Source organism: Secundilactobacillus mixtipabuli (genome assembly GCF_002217925.1).
GTDB classification, from domain to species: domain Bacteria; phylum Bacillota; class Bacilli; order Lactobacillales; family Lactobacillaceae; genus Secundilactobacillus; species Secundilactobacillus mixtipabuli.
The window spans coordinates 154116-174595 of the sequence record NZ_BCMF01000005.1 but is presented as its reverse complement, the minus strand read 5'-3'; the positions used below and the strand labels follow the sequence as shown (position 1 = coordinate 174595).

Sequence of the window (20480 nt, the reverse complement as noted above, 5' to 3'; positions counted from 1 at the left end):
TTCCGATAAACGTCGGAATGGGACTTTTTTGGTTTACTGGTATCTGAAGGCTTTTATATGAAGAAAAGGATGATCAAATAACTAACCGCAATGAATGGCACAAAGGGTAACCGCTGTTCCTGGCTGATTAGGCTGATAATCAGTGCCAAGCCACTGCTTAATAGAATTAACCAGATGAACGGCATTAAACCTAAGATAATAAGTAAGCACAGCAGAACCTCTAAGTCTCCTGAGCCAATCCAGGTGAGCTTAATCGTGATTACCTGTAAGCTCAGCCACACGAGTATTAAAAAAATAGTGGTCAGGTGATGGGGACGAAAGAGGGTGTATACTGTGATAGCGAAGAACATTAAGCAATAGCCATAACTGGCAGGGAACATGAACCTTTTAAAGTCGTAATCAGCCATGAAGAACAGCAAACTCCCCACAGTCAGATATAACAGACTTAATAAGGTGGGCTGTGCAGTGAGCAGTAAGCTGCCAAAGAATAATTCACAGCACAAGGTCGCTGCTGGAATCTTTTGGTGGCAGTAACGACAGCGCCCGCTAAGCAGTAAATAGGAAACAACGGGGATGAGATCAAACCAAGCGAGGGGAGTTGCGCAACCGTCACATTCTGAGCGAGCGGGATGTAGCAGGTGGCCGCCCATGATCAACCTGGAATAACTCGCAAATAAAAATGAACCAATAACCGTGCCTAGGACAAATTGAATGAGTAACATTAAATCACCTCAGCAATAATTACGAGATTACGGCGGCAATCATTTCAGAGAAAAAGGGTTATTTTTGTGGATGTTTTATACTTTGCGTTGACATTAAACGACGAAGCGTGGTATTCTTTTAAAGGTGCTTTTTGTAGACCGGTTTCTGCTTTGCAGACATGCTGACGGAAAACATGGCACGATAAAGGATCAACATCCGCTTTTATTTTTGCCCAAAAATGAATCACCTGGATGTGTGGACTTAAAATAACTAGACTAAGGAAGGAGGACTCTTAGATGCCTACAATCAACCAATTGGTTCGTAAAGGTCGTAAATCTAGAAGTTCTAAATCAGATGCCCCAGCTTTAAACTACGGGTATAACAGTTTCAAGAAGAAGCAAGTGAACAACCCAGCTCCACAAAAGCGTGGTGTTGCAACTCGTGTTGGTACGATGACGCCAAAGAAGCCTAACTCAGCTTTGCGGAAGTACGCGCGTGTTCGTTTGTCTAACTTAATCGAAGTGACAGCATACATTCCTGGTATCGGTCATAACCTTCAGGAACATAGTGTTGTTTTGATTCGTGGTGGCCGTGTTAAGGATTTACCTGGTGTTCGTTACCATGTTATCCGTGGTGCTTTGGATACTGCCGGTGTTGAAGATCGTCGTCAATCACGTTCTAAATACGGTACTAAGAAGCCTAAGGAATAAAAACTTAAACACTAAGTTTCAACAAGGAGGATATTAAGTAATGCCAAGAAAAGGAAACGTTCAAAAACGTGAAGTCCTTCCTGACCCAATCTACAACTCAAAGATGGTTACCCGTTTGATCAACCACTTGATGTTAGATGGTAAGCGAGGCACTGCATCACAAATTCTTTATGGTGCATTTGAATTAATCAAGAAAGAAACTGGCAACGACCCCGTTGAAGTATTTGACGAAGCAATGAAGAATGTTATGCCGGTCTTGGAAGTTAAGGCTCGCCGTGTCGGTGGTTCTAACTACCAAGTTCCAATCGAAGTTCGTCCAGAACGTCGGTCAACATTAGGTCTTCGTTGGATCGTTAACTATTCACGTTCTCGTGGTGAACACACGATGACTGAACGGTTAGCTCGCGAAATTATGGACGCAGCCAACAACACTGGTGCATCTGTTAAGAAGCGTGAAGATACTCATAAGATGGCCGATGCCAACCGTGCATTTGCTCATTACCGTTGGTAATTTGCAATATTGTTTGCTGTCAGCACCACATTGGTGGGCTACGCGCAAGCTAGCTTCATGTTGATAGTGAAAATTGTTGGGGATGGCTATGATTATTTTTAATGTAGCCATCCTTTTTTACAAATAAATGTACATTTGATTTAACTGAGAGGAGTTACAGATTAAACATGGCTAATACACGAGCTTTTCCACTAGAAAAGACCCGTAACATCGGGATCATGGCGCATATTGATGCTGGTAAGACGACTACCACTGAACGGATCCTGTACTATACTGGTAAAATCCATAAAATTGGTGAAACCCATGATGGTGCTTCACAAATGGACTGGATGGAACAAGAACAAGAACGTGGGATCACGATCACTTCTGCAGCCACTACTGCTGAATGGAAGGGCCACCGGATCAACATTATCGATACCCCAGGACACGTGGACTTTACTGTTGAAGTTGAACGTTCACTTCGTGTGCTTGATGGTGCGATTGCGGTCTTGGATGCCCAAGCCGGTGTTGAACCCCAAACTGAAACTGTTTGGCGTCAAGCTTCCGACTATGACGTTCCCCGTATCGTGTTCGTAAACAAGATGGACAAGATTGGTGCTGACTTTGACTTCTCAGTACAAACAATCAAGGATCGTCTGCAAGCTAACGCTTTAGCTGTTCAAATGCCTATTGGTGCTGAAGACAACTTCGAAGGTGTTATCGACTTATTGAACATGAAAGCCGATATCTACGACGAAGATGAACTTGGTTCAGAATGGGATACTGTTGATGTTCCAGATCAATATAAGGAAGAAGCTCAAAAACGTCGGGACCATATGATTGAAGAAATCGCTGACGTTGATGACGACATTATGGAAAAATACCTTGATGGTGTTGATATTCCAGTTGCCGAATTAAAAGCTGCTATCCGTAAAGCAACCTTGAACCTTGAATTGTTCCCAGTACTTGCTGGTTCAGCATTCAAGAACAAGGGTGTTCAAATGTTGATGGATGCCACAGTTGACTATTTACCTTCACCATTAGACGTTAAGCCATACAACGCTACTAACCCTGATACTGGTGAAAAGGTTGAACTGAAGGCTAACGATGACGCTAGCTTTGCTGCCTTGGCATTTAAGATCGCTACTGACCCATTCGTTGGTCGTTTGACATTTATCCGGGTTTACCAAGGTACCTTGGAATCTGGTTCATACGTCTTAAACGCCACTAAGGACAAGCGTGAACGTGTTGGTCGTTTGCTGCAAATGCATTCAAATCACCGTCAAGAAATCCCAGAAGTATTCTCTGGTGATATCGCTGCTGCCATTGGTTTGAAGAACACCACTACTGGTGACTCTTTGACTGATGTTGATCACCCATTACACTTGGAATCAATGGAATTCCCTGACCCAGTTATTCAGGTTGCCGTTGAACCTAAGACTAAGGCTGACCAAGATAAGATGAACAACGCCTTACAAAAGCTTTCTGAAGAAGATCCTACATTCAAGGCTGAAACTAACCCTGAAACTGGTGAAACTTTGATTGCTGGTATGGGTGAGCTTCACTTGGACATCATCATCGATCGTATGAGACGTGAATTCAAGGTTGAAGCCACTGTTGGTGCACCTCAAGTTTCTTATCGTGAAGCCTTCACCAAGCAAACTTCTGCTCAAGGTAAGTTTGTTCGTCAATCTGGTGGTAAAGGTCAATATGGTGATGTTTGGGTTGAATTCACCCCTAATGAAGAGGGTAAAGGATTCGAATTCGAAGATGCCATTGTTGGTGGTGTTGTTCCTCGTGAATACATCCCATCAGTTGAACAAGGTATCAAGGAATCAATGGAAAACGGTGTTCTTGCCGGTTACCCATTAATTGACTTGAAGGCTAAGTTATACGATGGTAGTTACCATGAAGTCGATTCTAGTGAAGCTGCCTTTAAGGTTGCCGCATCTATGGCTTTACGTAACGCTGCTAAGACCGCTGCTCCGGTAATCTTGGAACCAATCATGAAGGTTGAAATTGTTGTCCCTGAAGAATACATGGGTGACATCATGGGTCAAGTTACTGCACGTCGTGGTCGTGTGGACGGTATGGAAGCCCGTGGGAACGCACAAATGATTCATTCATTTGTCCCACTTGCTGAAATGTTCGGTTACGCAACGACCCTTCGTTCAGCATCACAAGGTCGTGGTACTTTCACAATGACCTTTGATCACTACGAAGCAGTACCAAAGTCAATTCAAGCAGAAATTATCAAGAAGAACGGCGGCACTCCTGCCGAAGACTAATTTCTTCGAAAAAGACGTTGCACGATGCAGCGTCTTTTTTAATACATATATAATAGTAGAAAGTGAAAAATAAATTTCGCGATAAATTTAAGATTTGATTAAGGCAATATTTTGAGTAATTAAAAAAACATCTCAATAATCCTTGTAAAACAGCGATTTATTTAGTATTATATATAGGTGCTGTATTTCAGGGGCAACTGTGCCCTTGATTTAGCATAGCAAAGCGATGATGTGAAAGGTTGCGGCACACCCGGCCGCTTTGCCACGGGGTGTGACGGTAATTTTCACGGAGTTAGTCTTATTTTTAAAATAGACGTAAGGAGGGAATCCAATGGCAAAACAAAAAATTCGTATCCGTTTGAAGGCTTACGAGCACCGCATTCTGGACCAATCTGCAGAAAAGATCGTTGAAACTGCAAAGCGTACAGGTGCTGAAATTTCTGGTCCTATTCCATTACCAACAGACCGGACAGTTTACACGGTGCTTCGTTCACCACATAAGTTTAAGAAGTCGCGTGAACAATTCGAAATGCGCACTCACAAACGGTTAATCGATATTGTTAACCCAACGCCAAAGACAGTCGACTCATTGATGAAGTTAGACTTGCCTTCTGGTGTGGATATCGAAATCAAATTATAATTTAGAGTCAGAACACAAAATTACATTATATCGGAGGTGTACTCATGACCAGAAAAGGAATCTTAGGTAAAAAAGTAGGGATGACGCAAGTCTTCACTGATAATGGCGAATTGATCCCAGTCACTGTTGTTGAAACTACTCCTAACGTTGTATTACAAGTTAAGACAGTTGAAAACGATGGTTACGATGCAATTCAATTAGGCTGCGAAGACAAACGCGATGTTTTGAGCAACAAGCCCGAAAAAGGTCATGTAGCAAAAGCAAACACGACTCCTAAGCGCTTCATTCATGAAATCAGAGATGTTGAGCTAGGAGATTACAAGGTAGCAGATGAAGTTAAGGCAGACATCTTTGATGCTGGTGAATACGTTGATGTCACCGGTACAACAAAGGGTCATGGTTACCAAGGTAACGTTCACAAGGATGGTCAATCACGTGGACCTGAAACCCACGGTTCTCGTTATCACCGTCGTCCTGGTTCTTTGGGTGCTATTATCAACCGTGTCTTCAAGGGTATGAAATTACCTGGCCGGATGGGTAACAACACTCGGACTATCCAGAACTTAAAGATTGTTCGTGCAGATGTTGAAAACAACGTATTGTTGATCAGCGGGAATGTTCCTGGTGCTAACAAGTCATTCGTTGAAATTAAGAGTGCCGTTCGCGCACCTAAGAAATAAGAAAGGAGGAAACGTAAATGACTAGTGTTACATTATTTAAGCAAGACGGTAGCCAAAACGGTGACGTTACTTTAAACGACACCATCTTCGGCATCGAACCAAATGAAAACGTCGTGTTTGATACTGTTTTGATGCAACGTGCTTCACAACGCCAAGGAACTCATGCGGTTAAGAACCGTAGTGCAGTTCGTGGTGGTGGTAAGAAGCCATGGCGTCAAAAGGGTACTGGCCGTGCTCGTCAAGGTTCTACCCGTTCACCACAATGGGTTGGCGGTGGAACTGTCTTTGGCCCAACACCTCGTTCATACGCTTACCACCTTCCAAAGAAGGTTACGCGTTTGGCATTGAAGTCAGTTCTTTCACAAAAGGTTGCTGACGGTTCTTTAGTTGTTGTTGATGCTTTCAACTTTGATCAACCTAAAACTAAGGAATTCGCAAAATCATTATCTAGTTTAAACGTTTCAACAAAGACTTTAGTGGTTCTTGAGGAAGACAATAAGAATGCAGAAATGGCTGCTCGCAACTTGGCTAACGTTCAAGTTATCGACGCCAAGGGTATCAATGTATTGGATGTCATCAGTAATGACAAACTTGTATTGACCCAAGCTGCTCTTTCTCAGATCGAGGAGGTGCTCGCATAATGGAAGCTCGTGATATCATTTTACGTCCTGTCATTACAGAAGCATCTACTGCTTTGCTTGATGACAAGCGTTATACATTCGACGTAGACGTACGTGCTACGAAGACCCAAGTTAAAAAAGCGATTGAAGAAATCTTTGACGTGACCGTTGTTAAAGTTAACATCATGAACGTTAAAGGCAAGTTAAAGCGTCAAGGTCGTTACGAAGGCTACACTAAGAAGCGTCGTAAGGCTATTGTCACTTTATCAGCAGATTCAAAAGAAATTAAGTTATTCGGCGAAGAATAACAAATAATAATATAGGAGGGAATCAACGTGGCGATTAAAGTATACAAACCAACCAGTAATGGTCGGCGTAATATGACCAGCCTTGACTACAGTCAAGTTATCACGAAGTCAAAGCCTGAAAAGTCATTACTAGAATCAAAGAGTCACACTGCCGGCCGTAATAACCGCGGTAAGAAGACGGTTCGTCACCGTGGCGGCGGTAACAAGACCCAATACCGGATTATCGACTTTAAGCGTACAAAAGACGATGTAACAGCTACGGTTAAAGCGATCGAATACGATCCAAACCGTACTGCTAACATTGCATTGTTAGTTTATACTGACGGAACTAAATCTTACATCTTAGCACCTAAAGGCCTTAAGGTTGGCGATAAAGTTCAATCAGGTCCAGATGCAGATATCAAGGTTGGTAATGCATTACCATTAAAGAACATTCCTGTTGGTACCACCATTCACAACATCGAATTAAAGCCTGGTAAAGGCGGACAATTAGTTCGTTCAGCCGGTGCAGGCGCACAATTGCTTGGTAAAGAAGGCAAGTACGCTATGGTTCGTTTAGTTTCTGGTGAAGTTCGGATGGTCTTAGTTGTTAACCGTGCCACTATCGGTACTGTTGGTAACGAAGAACACGAACTGATCAACGTTGGTAAAGCTGGACGTAACCGTTGGGTTGGCAAGCGGCCACAATCTCGTGGTTCTGTTATGAACCCTAACGATCACCCTCATGGTGGTGGTGAAGGTAAAGCACCAATCGGTCGTCCATCACCATTATCACCATGGGGTAAGAAGACTATTGGTAAGAAGACTCGTTCTACCAAAGCACGTTCAAACAAGCTTATCATCCGTCGTAAAGGCAGAAAATAATAAGCTCACTGCATAAGTAATCTCACTCATAAGGAGGGTAATCTAATGGGTCGTAGTTTAAAAAAGGGACCATTTGCCGATGAACATCTTCTGAAAAAGATCGATGCACAAAAAGATCAAGACAAGAAGAGTGTTATTAAGACTTGGTCACGTCGTTCAACGATTTTCCCTAGCTTTATCGGCTACACAATCGCTGTTTACGATGGTCGTAAGAACGTTCCAGTATTTATTCAAGAAGACATGGTTGGTCACAAGTTAGGTGAATTCGTGCCTACTCGTACTTTCCGTGGTCATGCTGGCGACGATAAGAAGACTGCAAAATAATAAGGAGGATTAGCTAATGGCTGAACAAGTTACATCAGCAAAGGCAACTGCGAAAACAGTTCGTATTGCCTCACGTAAGGTCCGCCTTGTCATTGATCTTATCAGAGGCAAAAGCGTGGCTGAAGCGATTGCTATTTTGAAGTTCACCCCTCGTGGTGGCTCACCAATCGTTGAAAAAGTATTAATGTCAGCAGTTGCAAATGCTGAAAATAATTTTGACTTAGACCGTGCTGATTTGGTTGTCAGCGAAGCCTTTGTCGACGAAGGGCCAACCCTTAAGCGGTTCCGTCCTCGTGCCAAAGGTTCTGCTTCACCAATCAACAAGCGTACAAGTCACATTACAATCGTTGTATCTGAAAAATAGGAGGGATAACGCGTGGGTCAAAAGATAAATCCAACCGGATTACGTGTCGGTATTATTCGCGACTGGGAAGCAAAATGGTATGCTGAAAAAGATTTTGCTGCTTACCTTGGCGAAGACCTTAAAATCCGTAAATATATCGAAAAGCGCCTTGCTGATGCCTCAGTGTCAACAGTAGAAATTGAACGTGCCGCTAACCGCGTTAACGTTTCAATCCATACTGCTAAACCTGGTATGGTTATCGGTAAAGGTGGATCAGAAGTTGAAAATCTCCGTAAGGAATTGAACAACTTAACTGGCAAACGAGTACACATCAACATCATCGAAATCAAGAAACCTGATTTAGATGCTAAATTAGTTGGTGAAAACATTGCACGTCAACTTGAAGGCCGTGTTGCTTTCCGTCGTGCTATGCGTCAATCAATGCAACGGACTATGCGTTCTGGTGCCAAGGGTATTAAGACCCAAGTTGCCGGTCGTTTAAACGGTGCAGATATGTCTCGTGTTGAATCATACTCAGACGGAACTGTTCCTTTGCACACATTGCGTGCGGACATCGATTACGCCTGGGTTGAAGCACACACAACCTATGGTTCATTGGGTGTTAAGACTTGGATCTACCGTGGCGAAATTTTGCCAGACAAGCCTAACGCTAATAAAAATAACGAGCAAGGAGGGAAATAACAATGCTAGTACCTAAGCGAGTAAAACATCGTCGTGAACACCGTGGTAAGTTACGTGGCGCTGCTAAAGGCGGCAAGTCAGTTGCTTTCGGTGATTACGGTTTACAAGCACTTGACTCAAGCTGGATCTCAAACCGTCAGATTGAAGCAGCCCGTGTTGCTATGACGCGTTACATGAAGCGTGGCGGTAAAGTTTGGATCAAGATTTTCCCTCACAAATCCTACACCGAAAAGGGTGTTGGTGTTCGTATGGGTAATGGTAAGGGTGCTCCTGCAGGATGGGTTGCACCGGTTAAACGTGAAAAGGTTATGTTCGAAGTCGGTGGCGTTTCAGAAGAAGTTGCACATGAAGCTTTACGCTTAGCAGCTATGAAACTGCCAGTTCGTACGAAGATCATCCCTCGCGAGGAAGTAGGTGGCGAATCAAATGAAGGCTAAAGATATTAAAGAATTAACCACTGCTGAAATGCTCGAAAAAGAGAAGAGCTACAAAGACGAATTATTCAACCTTCGTTTCCAATTGGCTACTGGTCAACTTGAAAACACTGCTCGTTTGAAGCAGGTTCGTAAGGATATTGCACGGATTAAAACTGTGCTTCGTCAACAAGAGTTAAACAAGTAAAGAATACGATAAAGGAGGAATAATTAATGGCTGAAGAACGTAATGCTCGTAAGACATACCGTGGCCGTGTCGTTTCTGATAAGATGGAAAAGACGATCACTGTAGCCGTTGAAACTACCAAGATGCATCCAGTATATGGTAAGCGGATCAAGTACACTAAAAAGTACAAAGTTCGTGATGAAAACAACGAAGCCAAAATCGGCGATTTTGTTGAAATCATGGAAACACGTCCGTTGTCTAAGACTGTTCGTTTCCGACTTCTTAAAGTTGTTGAAAAGGCAGTTATCATCTAGTTTCGACATTTATCGTATTCTGTTTTACTTAGAAGTGAAAGGAGGACACTAACGTGATCCAACAAGAATCTCGTTTAAAAGTCGCTGATAACTCTGGTGCCCGTGAAATTTTAACTATTAAAGTTCTGGGTGGTTCAAAGCGACGTTATGCCAGCATTGGTGACGTTATCGTTGCAACTGTTAAACAAGCAACACCAGGTGGCGTTGTCAAAAAAGGTGACGTTGTTAAAGCAGTTGTCGTACGTACAACTTCTCGTGTACGCCGTACCGATGGCTCATACATCAAGTTTGATGAAAATGCTGCGGTATTAATCCGTGATGACAAGAGTCCACAAGGTACTCGTATTTTCGGACCAGTTGCGCGTGAATTACGTGACAATGATTATATGAAGATTGTCTCTCTTGCACCAGAAGTGCTCTAATCGTTCGAAAATAAGGAGGTGCCAAACAGGATGTTCATTAAAACTGGTGATAAAGTTCGCGTGATCAGCGGTAAGGATAAGGGTAAGGAAGGTACAGTTACCAAGACTCTTAACTCTAAAGACCGTGTCATCGTCGAAGGTATCAACATGATCAAGAAGCATCAAAAAGCTTCTCAAAGCAATCCTCAAGGTGGCATCATTGATACTGAAGCACCAATTCAAGTATCTAACGTGATGCTCCTTGACCCTTCTACCAACGAACCAACCCGTGTTGGTTTCCGCGTAGAAGACGGCAAGAAGGTTCGCTTCGCTAAAAAGAGCGGCGAAACCATCGACAAGTAATCAAGGAAGGAGGACAAATTAACTAATGGCTAATCGTTTACAAGAAAAGTACAACAAAGAAATCGTTCCATCAATGATTGAAAAGTTCAATTACTCATCAATCATGCAAGCACCTAAGTTGGACAAAATCGTCTTAAACATGGGTGTTGGTGATGCAACTACAAACGCTAAGAACTTAGATGAAGCAGTTGAAGAACTAGGCTTGATCTCAGGTCAAAAGCCTTTGATTACTAAGGCTAAGAAGTCAATCGCCGGTTTCCGTTTACGTGAAGGTAACGCTATCGGTGCCAAGGTTACATTACGTGGTGAACGTATGTATGATTTCCTAGACAAGTTAGTTAACGTTTCATTACCACGTGTTCGTGACTTCCATGGTATTAGTTCTCGCGCCTTTGATGGTCGTGGTAACTATACGCTCGGTGTACGCGAACAATTGATTTTCCCAGAAATCGATTATGATAAGGTTAACCGTGTTCGTGGTCTTGACATTGTTATTGTCACCACTGCAAACTCAGATGAAGAATCACGCGAGTTGTTAACACAGCTTGGCATGCCATTTACTAAGTAAGGAGGGTATTATTGTGGCTAAAAAATCATTAATTGTTAAGAGTCAGCGTCCTGCTAAATACTCGACACAAGCTTATACACGTTGCGAACGTTGTGGCCGTCCACATTCAGTTTATCGCAAATTCCACTTATGCCGACTTTGCTTACGGGAACTTGCCCACAAGGGTCAAATTCCTGGCATGAAGAAAGCTAGCTGGTAAGATTTCATAACAAAGGAGGATAAACGTTAATGTCTATGACTGACCCAATTGCAGACTTCTTAACTCGGATCCGTAATGCCAACATGGTATACCACGAATCATTAGAAGTACCTGCATCAAAGATGAAGCGCGACATTGCTGAAATTTTGAAGCGCGAAGGTTTTGTACGCGACGTCGAATATATCGATGATAACAAACAAGGTATCATCCGTGTATTCCTTAAGTACGGCCGCGACAAGCAACGCGTAATTTCAGGTTTGAAGCGTATTTCAAAACCAGGTTTACGTACTTACGTTAAATCTGATGCTGTTCCTAAGGTTCTTAATGGCTTAGGAATCGCAATCATTTCAACATCAGAAGGTGTTGTTACTGATAAAGAAGCACGTGCAAAGAAAATCGGTGGCGAAGTACTCGCCTACGTTTGGTAATATTTAAATAAGCAGGGAGGTGTCCACTCAATGAGTCGTATTGGTTACAAGACAGTTACTATTCCAGATGGTGTTGACGTTAAACGCGAAGGTAACGATGTTACAGTAAAAGGCCCTAAGGGTACCATTACTCGTACATTCTCACCAATCATCACCATGAAAGTTTCTGATGGCGAAGTTAACTTCGACCGTCCAGATAACAACAACAAGACCCGTGCCTTACACGGAACCACTCGTGCCAACTTCAACAACATGGTTGAAGGGGTTACTAAGGGTTTCTCTAAGACCTTGAAGCTTGTCGGTGTTGGTTACCGTGCCCAATTAAAGGGTAAGTTGATCTTAAGTGTTGGTTATTCCAACCCTGTTGAAATGGAAGTTCCTTCAACTCTAAAAGTTGAAGTTCCTGACAACAACACCATTAACATTAGCGGTATCAGTAAGCAAGAAGTCGGTGACTTCGCAGCTGAAATCCGTGCCGTTCGTTCACCAGAACCTTACAAAGGTAAAGGTATTCGTTACGAAAATGAACACATTAGCCTTAAAGAAGGTAAAACTGGTAAATAATGCTGCATAAGCATTCTACAAATAATTTAAAGAGGTGACTATTTTGATTTCGAAACCAGATAAGAACAAGACACGTCAAAAGCGTCATATGCGTGTCCGGAACAAGATTTCTGGTACTGCAGAGCGCCCACGCTTAAATGTTTTCCGTTCAAACAAGAACATCTACGCTCAAGTAATTGATGACGTAGCGGGTGTGACGCTGGTCAGTGCCTCGACTTTAGATAGTGAAATAGCTGCAGGTAACAAGACTGAACAAGCCCAAGCAGTTGGTAAGCTTGTTGCAGAACGTGCTGCTGCTAAAAAGATTTCCGAAGTTGTTTTCGATCGTGGCGGTTACTTATACCACGGACGTGTTGAAGCATTAGCTGAAGCAGCTCGTGAAAACGGCTTACATTTCTAAAAAGGAGGAATAACCACTAATGGCAAAGTTTATTGATCCTGAAAAGTTGGATCTTGAAGACAACGTTGTATCAATCAACCGAATCACTAAGGTTGTAAAAGGTGGACGTCGTCTACGTTTCGCTGCTCTTGTTGTCGTCGGTGATCACAACGGTCACGTTGGCTTTGGTACTGGTAAAGCTCAAGAAGTTCCAGAAGCTATTCGTAAGGCTGTTGAAGCTGCCCACAAGAACTTGATCCAAGTTCCAATCGTTGGTACTACCATTCCGCATGAAGTTCTTGGAACTTATGATGGTGGCCGGATTATGTTGAAGCCAGCCGCTGAAGGCTCTGGTGTCACTGCTGGTGGTGCCGTTCGTGCCGTCATGGAATTAGCTGGTGTCGCTGACGTTACAAGTAAGCGACTTGGCTCTGATACACCAATCAACGCCATCCGTGCTACGTTTGAAGGTTTGAAACAACTCAAGCGTGCTGAAGAGGTTGCTGACTTACGTGGTGTTTCAGTTCAACACTTAGCTGAATAGGAGGATCTCAACATGGCTGATTTAAAAATCACTTTGATTCACAGTGCTGCTCACCGTCTTCCTAAGCAACGTAAGATTGTTCAAGCCCTTGGCTTGAAGAAGGTAAATAGCTCTGTTGTTCATCCGGACAACGAAGCTACTCGTGGCGCATTGTTCCAAATCGCTCATTTAATCAAAGTTGAAGAAGTAAAGTAAATTAATTAAAAGGAGGTCCCTTCATTCATGAAGTTGAACGAATTACAACCATCTGAAGGATCACGTGTAACGCGTACGCGTAAAGGACGTGGCCGTTCTGCTGGTAACGGTAAGACATCAGGTCGTGGCCAAAAGGGTCAAAAGGCTCGTAGCAAGACACGTCTTGGTTTCGAAGGTGGCCAAATGCCACTGTATCGTCGTATTCCAAAGCGTGGATTTACTAACATTAACCGTAAGGAATATGCATTAGTAAACCTTTCAACGCTTAACGATCGTTTCGAAGATGGTGCAGAAGTAACACCTGTAGCATTGGTTGAAGCCGGCATCGTTAAAAACGAAAAAGACGGTATCAAGATTTTAGGTAACGGAGAAATCTCAAAGAAGCTTACGGTTAAAGCACACAAGTTCTCTGCAAGTGCTAGTGCCGCAATTGAAGCAGCAGGCGGTAAAACTGAGGTGATTTAATGCTGTCGACCATGAAAAACGCGTTTAAGGTTAAAGACATTCGGAACAAGATTCTCTTTACACTGATGGTTTTGGTTGTCTTTCGTCTTGGCTCGTATATTACTGTGCCAGGAGTTAATGCAAAGGCATTACAAAGCGTTGCGTCTTCTGGATTGGTTAGCATTTTAAACATGTTCAGTGGTGGTGGCTTGACTAACTATTCCATCTTTGCGATGGGAGTTTCGCCATACATTACCGCACAAATTGTGATCCAACTTCTACAAATGGACATTGTGCCTCGTTATGTAGAGTGGAGTAAGCAAGGGGAAGTTGGTCGACGAAAGTTGAACCAACACACACGTTATTTAACGATTATCCTAGCGTTTGTGCAATCAATTGGGATTACTGCCGGTTTTAACACCTTAAGTAGTTTGAATTTGGTGCAGAACCCAGGCGTTAAAACGTATGCAATGATTGGCTTGATCTTGACTGGTGGAACCATGTTAACCACTTGGATGGGTGACATGATTACTGACCATGGTTTAGGTAACGGTGTATCAATGATCATCTTTGCTGGTATTATTGCCAGAATGCCTACCGGGCTTTATCAGTTATATCAAACCTACCTTCAGAACTTAACTGCTTCTGATTGGTGGCAAGGTGCTTTAGTTGTTTTGGCAGTTTTGATTGCTGTTCTAGTCATTGTCACTTGGGTGACGTGGGTTCAACAAGCTGATCGAAAGATTCCAATTCAATATACGCGTCGTGTCTCCGGTGATCCAGATAGTAGTTATCTTCCATTAAAGGTTAACGTTGCTGGTGTTATTCCCGTTATCTTCGCAAGTTCGTTTATTGCAACGCCACAAACTGTTTTGATGGCGTTTGCGAATAATCACTCCGAAGATACCTGGTATCAAGTATTAACCGATGTCTTTAATATGCAGACGACCAGCGGGACAATCTTATATACAATTTTGATTATTTTGTTCACGTTCTTCTATGCATTTGTTCAGGTTAACCCTGAAAAATTATCTGAGAACTTACAGAAACAAGGAAGTTACATTCCTGGTGTCTGGCCTGGTCATGAAACTCAAGTTTACGTGTCTAACTTACTGATGCGTTTGAGTACTGTCGGGGCATTGTTCTTAGGGTTGGTTGCTTTGATTCCACTAGTTGCTCAAAACGTTTGGAATCTGAATGAATCGATTGGACTTGGTGGTACCAGCTTACTTATCGTGGTTGGTGTTGCTATCCAAACGATCCAACAGGTCGAAGGGCTGATGATGAAACGGACTTATGTTGGTTTCATTCAAAATTCCCGTCCAGCTGAATGAGACGAGTAATGGTGTGATGACCTGGTTCAGCACACCTTCTTGTCATTAAAGAGAACTGCTAGGAGGAAACAAACATGTCAATGAATTTGATTTTAATGGGCTTACCTGGCGCAGGTAAGGGAACTCAAGCCCAAAAGATTGTTGAAGACTTCGATATCCAGCATATCTCAACCGGTGACATTTTCCGTGAAGCCATGAAAAATGAAACTGAAATGGGACTTGCTGCTAAGAAGTTCATCGATAAAGGCGAATTGGTTCCGGATGAAGTCACTAACGGAATCGTTAAAGAGCGTTTAGCACAAGACGATGTCGCAAAGGGCTACATGCTAGATGGTTATCCAAGGACAATTGACCAAGCTGAAGCGCTTGACCAATTTGGAACCGAACTTGGACGTAATGTGGATGCTGTTATCAACATTCACGTTGAGCCTAATGTTTTGATTGAACGACTATCTGGCCGTTACATTTGCCGGACATGCGGCGCAACTTATCATAAGATCTATAACCCAACAAAGGTTCCGGGTACTTGTGATGTTTGTGGCGGTCATGACTTCTATCAACGAGAAGATGATAAGCCTGCAACCGTTAAGAACCGTTTGGATGTTAACGTGAAGATGAACACGCCGCTGGTAGATTTCTACCAAAAGAAGGGTTTACTTCATACCGTTGATGGTGATCGTGACATCCAAGATGTTTATAATGATATCAAAGCGATTCTTAGTCAACTTGCCTAAATGCCCTTAGTATAGAAGTTCTTGCTTCAAAAGTTATGGTGTGGTAAACTAACTCAGGTTAGCCTCAATTTAATATTGGGCAAGTCCGGGTACTATTTAATCATAGTCATAAAACACTCAAGGGGGTACGTTCGTGGCAAAAGACGTCATCGAAGTTGAAGGTAAAGTCACTGAAACACTGCCAAACGCAATGTTTCGGGTTGAACTCGAAAACGGTCATGAAATTCTAGCACACGTTTCTGGTAAGATTCGGATGCATTACATCCGAATTCTACCTGGAGACCGTGTTACTGTTGAAATGTCGCCGTATGATTTGACCAAAGGCCGGATCACTTACCGGTTTAAGTAAGTTGGTTTTTTGGTTTGCATTAGGACAATAGGAGGTTTTGATTCTCATGAAAGTACGTCCATCTGTTAAGAAAATGTGCGATCATTGTAAGATTATCAAGCGTAAGGGTCGAGTAATGGTTATTTGCTCAGCAAACCCTAAGCACAAACAACGTCAAGGTAAATAATTCATAATAATATAGGAGGTGCAACTTAATGGCTCGTATTGCTGGAGTTGACTTGCCACGTGACAAGCGTATTGTCATTGGCTTAACTTACATTTTCGGAATCGGTAACACTACTGCACAAAAGATCATTGAAGAAACTGGTGTATCACCAGACGTTCGCGTTCGTGATCTCGCTCCCGAAGATGAAGACAAGATTCGTGCAGCTGTAGACAACTACCAAGTTGAAGGTGACTTACGTCGTAAGGTAAGCTTGAACATCAAGCGTCTTCAAGAAATCGGTTCATACCGTGGTATGCGTCACCGTCGTGGTTTGCCCGTTCGTGGCCAACACACGAAGAATAATGCCCGCACTCGTAAAGGTAAAAAGGCCTCAGTCGCAGGTAGAAAGAAATAATTATCTAAAAGGAGGTTATGACATTTTATGGCAACTAGAAAAACTTCGCGCAAACGCCGCGTAAAGAAAAATATCGAGTCTGGTGTTGCTCACATTCACTCAACATTCAACAACACTCTGGTCATGATTACTGACATGCAAGGTAACGCAATTGCTTGGTCTTCAGCTGGTTCATTAGGTTTTAAGGGTAGTCGTAAGTCAACACCATTTGCTGCACAAATGGCTGCTGAAGCTGCTGCTAAGAACTCTATGGAACATGGTATGAAGACTGTTGAAGTTGCTGTTAAGGGTCCAGGTTCAGGTCGTGAAGCCGCAATCCGTGCTTTACAATCAACCGGACTTGAAGTAACTGCCATTCGGGACGTAACTCCAGTTCCTCATAATGGTTCTCGTCCTCCGAAGCGCCGTCGAGTATAGTGTATCCCGTTTTAGTGGGCATACGGCTACAAGATGGGACTTATTTATATGGCTCAACGCGTTTTGAAAGGGGTAAAAGATAAGAATGATCGAATTCGAAAAGCCTAACATTCACAAAATTGAAGAAAGCGACGATTACGGCAAATTTGTCGTTGAACCTCTCGAACGTGGTTATGGAACTACGTTAGGGAATTCTTTGAGACGAATTCTGCTTTCATCGCTGCCTGGTGCTGCTGTCACAAGTATTCAGATTGATGGCGTTTTACACGAATTCTCTACTATTGAGGGTGTCGTTGAAGATGTTACTCAGATTATTCTGAACACTAAGAAGATTTCGCTTAAGCTTGAAGGACCCGACGATGAAATCGAATCAATGGAAATTGATGTTAAGGGACCTGCTCAAGTTACAGCTGGTGACATTACTGCTGACAGTGATGTCACAGTTCTCAATCCTGATCTTTATATTGCGACTGTCGCAGAAGGGGCAACCTTCCACATTCGAATGACTGCAAATAAAGGTCGCGGCTACGTTTCAGCTGACCGAAACAAGGCTAAGGAAGATATGCCAATTGGCGTTTTGCCTATTGACTCTATTTATACCCCAATCGAACGTGTTAACTATCAGGTTGAAAACACGCGGGTTGGTCAGAGAACTGACTATGATAAATTAACGATGGACGTTTGGACCGATAGTTCAATTACTCCTAGTGAATCGATCAGTTTAGCTGCTAAGATTTTAACGGAACACTTGGCGATGTTTGTTGATTTAACAGATGAAGCTAAGAATGCTGAAATCATGGTTGAAAAAGAAGAGACCCACAAGGAAAAGATGCTTGAAATGACGATTGAAGAGCTTGACTTATCAGTTCGTTCATACAACTGTCTCAAACGTGCGGGAATCAACACTGTTCAAGAGCTGACCAACAAGACTGAAGCCGATATGATGAAGGTTCGTAACTTAGGCCGGAAGTCATTGGAAGAAGTCAAGGCAAAGCTCAACGACCTCGGGTTATCACTTCGTAAAGAAGACTAGTATAAATATAAAAAGGAGGGTATCCAGTAATGAGTTACCGTAAATTGCAACGAACAAGTTCACAACGTCGCGCCTTACTTCGGGATCTTACCACTGAATTATTAATTCATGGCCAAATTAAGACCACTGAAGCCCGCGCCAAAGAAGTACGTTCTACTACTGACAAGATGATCAGCTTAGGTAAGCGCGGAGACTTGCACTCACGTCGTCAAGCCGCTGCATTCCTTCGTGATGTAGTTGCTGATGTTAAAGAAGATGGCGATAACGTCCAAATCTCTACAGCATTGCAAAAGCTATTCAGCGAAGTTGCACCTAAGTATGCTGACCGTAATGGTGGTTATACTCGTATCATGAGAACCATGCCTCGTCGTGGAGACGGTGCACAAATGGTTATTCTACAACTTGTTGACTAATTAAGTAGTATTAAAGCAGTAATCGTGATCAGCTCTATTGCTGATCGCAATAGAATCACACCGAATTTATGGTATAAAGCGCTATGATGATGATTAATTCGAGTCTAGCTTGAATGCGGCTTTGCCGCGCACCATTTATTCGGTAGTGATTTTTTTGTGTCTTCATTTTATGAGACAGACCAAAGGCGCATCCCCAGCAATTGGGAGATGCGCCTTTTGATGTTCATTTATTTTTGTTTGTAGATTGAACGCGGAATACCATAACGCGAGTGACCCCAGGTACGTTGTAACCATGGCACGAACCAGATATCCAAGCCAAAGGTACGACCGGAGCCATTCAGCAGTGCGAAAGCAACGAATAGGATCCAACTTGCCGGCCAAGTGTGAACCAGGAATAAGAATCCGAGGATCACCAGGAAGTTAGCACACCAGGTAGCTAAGCCAAAGAAGATCAGCGCACCAAGAATTAATTCGATGGTGCCCATGGTTGGCGATAAGCTGGTCATCCAACCAGCAGTACCACCCATGTTGCTCATTCCATCTAGGAAGAGGCCAAGACCGAAGAATAAACGAAGCGGTAGGGTCCACAGAACATTAGTGTTGGTTGCGGTGTTACTTCCCAGCACGGTCCGCTTATTAGCGGTCTTGAAGATCTCATCCTTTAAATACTTCCACATTGCGTAGCCGGAACGGATCCGGCAGAAGTACAGCAAGTTGCCGCCGTGTTTCATGGCCGTTGCAAACCAGCCTCGCACCCGCTTACCGCCAAAGACTTGAGCGATACCATAACGGTAACCAAAGGAAACCATGAAGCCCATATTCTTGTCCTTAAAGGCCTCGTAGTTCTGACTGCCGTTAATGTCTTCGACCACGTTGTGAGCGACGACATAGGCCTCAAATTCAGCTTCCTGTGCTGTTTGAGGTACAGCCCGTTCTGCACCTTCCTCAGTGGCGTTGGCATCATCACCGGCAACGTAAATGCTCTTATCTTCGAAGCCCTGTGCTTGAAGGTATTTATTGGTGATCAAACGGCCACCGCGACCTGCTTCAATGCCAAATTCATCAGCTGTATGGTTGGTTTTGACACCGGCAGTCCAAATCAAGGTTTCAGTTGCGATTGGGTCTTGTTCCTTAATCTCAACTGAGTCTGGGTTAACCTGTGTAATGGCAGATGAGACCCGGATGTCGATGCCATTGTCCTTAAGGTATTTTTCGGCGTGGGCCGCATTCGTCCGATCCAGCATATTAATAATAGTAGGAGCAGCTTCAACCAAGATGACCTTAATTTCATTGACATCAAGACGATAGCGTTTTGCCAGTACCTTCTTGTAGTCAATTAATTCACCAATGGTTTCAGCGCCGGTAAAGCCAGAACCGCAGACCACAATGGTTAACATTGCTTGCCGTTTTGTTGGATCATGCTCAGCAGCGCCGCGGCGAACAACATCGTCCAGGTGGGTCCGAAGGCGAATGGCGTCTTCCATCGACCAGAGGGTGTAACCATTCTCCTTAACCCCTGGGGTGCCGAAGTCATTGGGTTCGCCACCCATACTGATCACGAGGCTGTCGAATGGGTATTCGCCATTCTCGCCAACCACTTTTTTGTTTTCCTTGTCCACTTGAGTGACACTGTCGGTAATGAGTTTGACGTTTTTAGCATGATTAAATAAGTGCTGTAAATCGTATTGAACTGCGTCAGGCTCTACCCGTTCTGTCGCTACTTCGTGAAGTTCGGTTAAATAGGTGAAATAGGGATGTCGATCGATCAATGTGATGGTGACATCAGCGTTTGATTTAAATCGTTTCGCAAGCTTCTTTGTTGTAAGAACCCCAGCAAAGCCTGCACCAACGACAACAATATTTTTTGTCATTGATAAACCTCCTTTAGTAAATAATGAAAGCGTTCTTCTACTCCCTTAATTATAGGCTAGATGATTGAGCAAGCCAAATGATAACCCATCGCAAATCAA

Annotated in this window: 34 protein-coding genes; 32 read left to right on the top strand and 2 right to left on the bottom strand. The window is 43.2% G+C overall.

Going from position 1 to position 20480, the window contains the following annotated elements:
- Positions 1 to 53: 53 nt before the first annotated feature.
- On the bottom strand, positions 54 to 722 hold the full coding sequence (locus IWT5_RS06105) for a prepilin peptidase (protein WP_089109070.1): 669 nt from the start codon (positions 720 to 722) through the stop codon (positions 54 to 56).
- A 276-nt stretch (positions 723 to 998) separates the two neighbouring features.
- Between IWT5_RS06105 and rpsL the strand changes: the two genes are divergently transcribed.
- The 32 genes from rpsL to rplQ all read left to right on the top strand — a co-directional run bounded on the left by rpsL (position 999) and on the right by rplQ (position 18510).
- A complete protein-coding gene (gene rpsL / locus IWT5_RS06100) occupies positions 999 to 1412 on the top strand; it encodes a 30S ribosomal protein S12 (RefSeq protein ID WP_089109069.1) in 414 nt (137 codons plus the stop codon).
- 40 nt (positions 1413 to 1452) lie between these two features.
- The gene (rpsG, locus tag IWT5_RS06095; RefSeq protein WP_089109068.1) at positions 1453 to 1923 is read left to right on the top strand and encodes a 30S ribosomal protein S7; all 471 of its coding nucleotides are present in this window, start codon (positions 1453 to 1455) and stop codon (positions 1921 to 1923) included.
- Between the two features lie 167 nt (positions 1924 to 2090).
- Positions 2091 to 4190 (top strand): elongation factor G, encoded by a 2100-nt coding sequence (gene fusA, locus IWT5_RS06090; RefSeq protein WP_089109067.1) that lies wholly within the window; start codon positions 2091 to 2093, stop codon positions 4188 to 4190.
- Between the two features lie 331 nt (positions 4191 to 4521).
- Positions 4522 to 4830: a 30S ribosomal protein S10 gene (rpsJ, locus tag IWT5_RS06085; protein ID WP_089088837.1), complete on the top strand. Its 309-nt coding sequence runs from the start codon at positions 4522 to 4524 to the stop codon at positions 4828 to 4830.
- 44 nt (positions 4831 to 4874) lie between these two features.
- A complete protein-coding gene (rplC, locus tag IWT5_RS06080; protein WP_089109066.1) occupies positions 4875 to 5510 on the top strand; it encodes a 50S ribosomal protein L3 in 636 nt (211 codons plus the stop codon).
- Positions 5511 to 5527: 17 nt separating this feature from the next.
- Positions 5528 to 6151 (top strand): 50S ribosomal protein L4, encoded by a 624-nt coding sequence (rplD, locus tag IWT5_RS06075; protein WP_089109065.1) that lies wholly within the window; start codon positions 5528 to 5530, stop codon positions 6149 to 6151.
- The gene (rplW, locus tag IWT5_RS06070) at positions 6151 to 6438 is read left to right on the top strand and encodes a 50S ribosomal protein L23 (RefSeq protein ID WP_054734046.1); all 288 of its coding nucleotides are present in this window, start codon (positions 6151 to 6153) and stop codon (positions 6436 to 6438) included. Before rplD ends, rplW begins: the two co-directional genes overlap by 1 nt.
- A gap of 27 nt (positions 6439 to 6465) precedes the next feature.
- Complete coding sequence (rplB, locus tag IWT5_RS06065; protein WP_089109064.1) at positions 6466 to 7302, top strand: 50S ribosomal protein L2; 837 nt, start codon at positions 6466 to 6468, stop codon at positions 7300 to 7302.
- Positions 7303 to 7347: 45 nt separating this feature from the next.
- Positions 7348 to 7626 (top strand): 30S ribosomal protein S19, encoded by a 279-nt coding sequence (gene rpsS / locus IWT5_RS06060; protein ID WP_089109063.1) that lies wholly within the window; start codon positions 7348 to 7350, stop codon positions 7624 to 7626.
- Between the two features lie 16 nt (positions 7627 to 7642).
- Complete coding sequence (gene rplV / locus IWT5_RS06055) at positions 7643 to 7990, top strand: 50S ribosomal protein L22 (RefSeq protein ID WP_089109062.1); 348 nt, start codon at positions 7643 to 7645, stop codon at positions 7988 to 7990.
- Between the two features lie 12 nt (positions 7991 to 8002).
- On the top strand, positions 8003 to 8671 hold the full coding sequence (gene rpsC, locus IWT5_RS06050) for a 30S ribosomal protein S3 (RefSeq protein ID WP_089109061.1): 669 nt from the start codon (positions 8003 to 8005) through the stop codon (positions 8669 to 8671).
- Between the two features lie 2 nt (positions 8672 to 8673).
- Complete coding sequence (gene rplP / locus IWT5_RS06045; RefSeq protein ID WP_089088830.1) at positions 8674 to 9108, top strand: 50S ribosomal protein L16; 435 nt, start codon at positions 8674 to 8676, stop codon at positions 9106 to 9108.
- Complete coding sequence (rpmC, locus tag IWT5_RS06040; RefSeq protein WP_054653941.1) at positions 9098 to 9292, top strand: 50S ribosomal protein L29; 195 nt, start codon at positions 9098 to 9100, stop codon at positions 9290 to 9292. Before rplP ends, rpmC begins: the two co-directional genes overlap by 11 nt.
- Before the next feature lie 26 nt (positions 9293 to 9318).
- On the top strand, positions 9319 to 9585 hold the full coding sequence (gene rpsQ / locus IWT5_RS06035; protein WP_089109060.1) for a 30S ribosomal protein S17: 267 nt from the start codon (positions 9319 to 9321) through the stop codon (positions 9583 to 9585).
- Positions 9586 to 9638: 53 nt separating this feature from the next.
- Positions 9639 to 10007: a 50S ribosomal protein L14 gene (gene rplN / locus IWT5_RS06030; protein WP_089109059.1), complete on the top strand. Its 369-nt coding sequence runs from the start codon at positions 9639 to 9641 to the stop codon at positions 10005 to 10007.
- 30 nt (positions 10008 to 10037) lie between these two features.
- Complete coding sequence (gene rplX, locus IWT5_RS06025) at positions 10038 to 10349, top strand: 50S ribosomal protein L24 (protein WP_089109058.1); 312 nt, start codon at positions 10038 to 10040, stop codon at positions 10347 to 10349.
- A gap of 25 nt (positions 10350 to 10374) precedes the next feature.
- Positions 10375 to 10917: a 50S ribosomal protein L5 gene (gene rplE / locus IWT5_RS06020; RefSeq protein WP_089109057.1), complete on the top strand. Its 543-nt coding sequence runs from the start codon at positions 10375 to 10377 to the stop codon at positions 10915 to 10917.
- Between the two features lie 13 nt (positions 10918 to 10930).
- On the top strand, positions 10931 to 11116 hold the full coding sequence (locus IWT5_RS06015) for a type Z 30S ribosomal protein S14 (RefSeq protein ID WP_089109056.1): 186 nt from the start codon (positions 10931 to 10933) through the stop codon (positions 11114 to 11116).
- A gap of 29 nt (positions 11117 to 11145) precedes the next feature.
- Positions 11146 to 11544 carry a 30S ribosomal protein S8 gene (gene rpsH, locus IWT5_RS06010; protein ID WP_089109055.1) on the top strand — a complete coding sequence of 133 codons (399 nt, stop codon included), beginning with the start codon at positions 11146 to 11148 and terminating at the stop codon, positions 11542 to 11544.
- Between the two features lie 30 nt (positions 11545 to 11574).
- Complete coding sequence (rplF, locus tag IWT5_RS06005) at positions 11575 to 12108, top strand: 50S ribosomal protein L6 (protein ID WP_089109054.1); 534 nt, start codon at positions 11575 to 11577, stop codon at positions 12106 to 12108.
- 34 nt (positions 12109 to 12142) lie between these two features.
- Positions 12143 to 12508: a 50S ribosomal protein L18 gene (gene rplR / locus IWT5_RS06000; RefSeq protein ID WP_305792632.1), complete on the top strand. Its 366-nt coding sequence runs from the start codon at positions 12143 to 12145 to the stop codon at positions 12506 to 12508.
- Between the two features lie 19 nt (positions 12509 to 12527).
- Complete coding sequence (gene rpsE / locus IWT5_RS05995; protein WP_089109053.1) at positions 12528 to 13031, top strand: 30S ribosomal protein S5; 504 nt, start codon at positions 12528 to 12530, stop codon at positions 13029 to 13031.
- A gap of 12 nt (positions 13032 to 13043) precedes the next feature.
- A complete protein-coding gene (gene rpmD, locus IWT5_RS05990; protein WP_089109052.1) occupies positions 13044 to 13226 on the top strand; it encodes a 50S ribosomal protein L30 in 183 nt (60 codons plus the stop codon).
- Positions 13227 to 13253: 27 nt separating this feature from the next.
- Positions 13254 to 13691: a 50S ribosomal protein L15 gene (gene rplO / locus IWT5_RS05985; protein ID WP_089109051.1), complete on the top strand. Its 438-nt coding sequence runs from the start codon at positions 13254 to 13256 to the stop codon at positions 13689 to 13691.
- Positions 13691 to 15004 (top strand): preprotein translocase subunit SecY, encoded by a 1314-nt coding sequence (gene secY / locus IWT5_RS05980; protein ID WP_089109050.1) that lies wholly within the window; start codon positions 13691 to 13693, stop codon positions 15002 to 15004. Before rplO ends, secY begins: the two co-directional genes overlap by 1 nt.
- 74 nt (positions 15005 to 15078) lie before the next feature.
- Positions 15079 to 15738, top strand: coding sequence for an adenylate kinase (locus tag IWT5_RS05975; protein ID WP_089109049.1), 660 nt, complete (start codon positions 15079 to 15081; stop codon positions 15736 to 15738).
- Positions 15739 to 15871: 133 nt separating this feature from the next.
- Positions 15872 to 16087 (top strand): translation initiation factor IF-1, encoded by a 216-nt coding sequence (gene infA / locus IWT5_RS05970; RefSeq protein WP_010619611.1) that lies wholly within the window; start codon positions 15872 to 15874, stop codon positions 16085 to 16087.
- Between the two features lie 46 nt (positions 16088 to 16133).
- Positions 16134 to 16253, top strand: coding sequence for a 50S ribosomal protein L36 (gene rpmJ / locus IWT5_RS05965; RefSeq protein WP_089088817.1), 120 nt, complete (start codon positions 16134 to 16136; stop codon positions 16251 to 16253).
- Positions 16254 to 16281: 28 nt separating this feature from the next.
- Positions 16282 to 16647, top strand: coding sequence for a 30S ribosomal protein S13 (gene rpsM, locus IWT5_RS05960; RefSeq protein WP_089109048.1), 366 nt, complete (start codon positions 16282 to 16284; stop codon positions 16645 to 16647).
- 27 nt (positions 16648 to 16674) lie between these two features.
- Positions 16675 to 17064 (top strand): 30S ribosomal protein S11, encoded by a 390-nt coding sequence (gene rpsK / locus IWT5_RS05955; RefSeq protein WP_054653968.1) that lies wholly within the window; start codon positions 16675 to 16677, stop codon positions 17062 to 17064.
- 85 nt (positions 17065 to 17149) lie between these two features.
- Positions 17150 to 18097, top strand: coding sequence for a DNA-directed RNA polymerase subunit alpha (locus tag IWT5_RS05950; protein ID WP_089109047.1), 948 nt, complete (start codon positions 17150 to 17152; stop codon positions 18095 to 18097).
- A gap of 29 nt (positions 18098 to 18126) precedes the next feature.
- Positions 18127 to 18510, top strand: a complete 384-nt coding sequence (gene rplQ, locus IWT5_RS05945) for a 50S ribosomal protein L17 (protein WP_089109046.1) — start codon at positions 18127 to 18129, stop codon at positions 18508 to 18510.
- A 227-nt stretch (positions 18511 to 18737) separates the two neighbouring features.
- Here the strand turns inward: rplQ and IWT5_RS05940 are convergent, their stop codons facing one another.
- Positions 18738 to 20381, bottom strand: coding sequence for an FAD-dependent oxidoreductase (locus IWT5_RS05940; RefSeq protein ID WP_089109045.1), 1644 nt, complete (start codon positions 20379 to 20381; stop codon positions 18738 to 18740).
- Positions 20382 to 20480 lie beyond the last annotated feature (99 nt).